The following is an 820-nucleotide window of genomic DNA, read 5'->3' as shown; positions in this document are numbered from 1 at the left end:
GGCTTTGTTGCAAAGTTTTGAGCTGACCGAACTGTCTTGGCGATTGCAACGAAACTAGGCAGCCAACTCAGCGAATTGTTTGAACGGACAGAGTCCGGGCGTAAATTGGCCCTTATGGATCATGTGTGACACTTCGATACCCGCAAGTGTTGCCGTGGCCGAGGCAAAAGACTTGAAGCCGAGCATCGGGCGAGTTCGTCTTTTGATGAATCGATGGTCCTGTTCCACGATGTTGTTCAGATATTTCCGCCTGACCATCTCTATTGGGATGGGGCAACCAAAGCCCGCGAGCATTTTGTTGATCGCCTTAATGCCTGCGGTGTTGGCGCCGCTTTTGTCGATAACGATCTTTCGTGGAAGACCGTTGACCTCAAGCATCCGAGCGAAGAACCTTGTGGCGGCCGGCTTGTTTCGCCGCTCGGACAGCATGAAATCCAGGGTTTTGCCGTGTTTATCCACGGCGCGATAGAGATAGACCCACGAGCCTTTCACTTTGATGTACGTTTCATCCATTCTCCAAGAGCGGTCGCACGATCCCTTACGACGACGCGCTGCTTCAGCGATTGCGCCTGCATACCGTGTCACCCAGCGGTTCAGCGTAGTGTGATCCACTGCAACGCCTCCCTCATGCATGATCTCTTCTAGATCGCGATATGACACACCGTAACGGACATAAAAGAATACTGCGAAGAGGATCACGGCTTTTGGATACTGTGCGCCTTTGAATGAGATCATGAACAGACTTTCGACTTCAAAATTTCGATAGCCATTCACTCGAAGCACTTATCAGCGTCAACAGTCAAAAGTTTGCAACAGATCC

At 51.0% G+C, this 820-nt stretch carries 1 protein-coding gene; it reads right to left on the bottom strand.

Going from position 1 to position 820, the window contains the following annotated elements; all coding sequences use genetic code 11:
* Nucleotides 1-54 precede the first annotated feature (54 nt).
* A complete protein-coding gene (locus ACR0KS_RS20415; RefSeq protein WP_480693337.1) occupies nucleotides 55-735 on the bottom strand; it encodes an IS6 family transposase in 681 nt (226 codons plus the stop codon).
* Nucleotides 736-820: the final 85 nt, after the last annotated feature.

The organism is Ruegeria sp. BC7, from assembly GCF_056539165.1.
The sequence above is the reverse complement of the archived record's forward strand: the minus strand, read 5'-3'. Positions and strand labels throughout refer to the sequence as shown.

Excerpts from the sequence above, each read along its gene's own strand:
- ACR0KS_RS20415 (WP_480693337.1), bottom strand. The coding sequence starts at position 735 with ATGATCTCATTCAAAGGCGCACAGTATCCAAAAGCCGTGATCCTCTTC.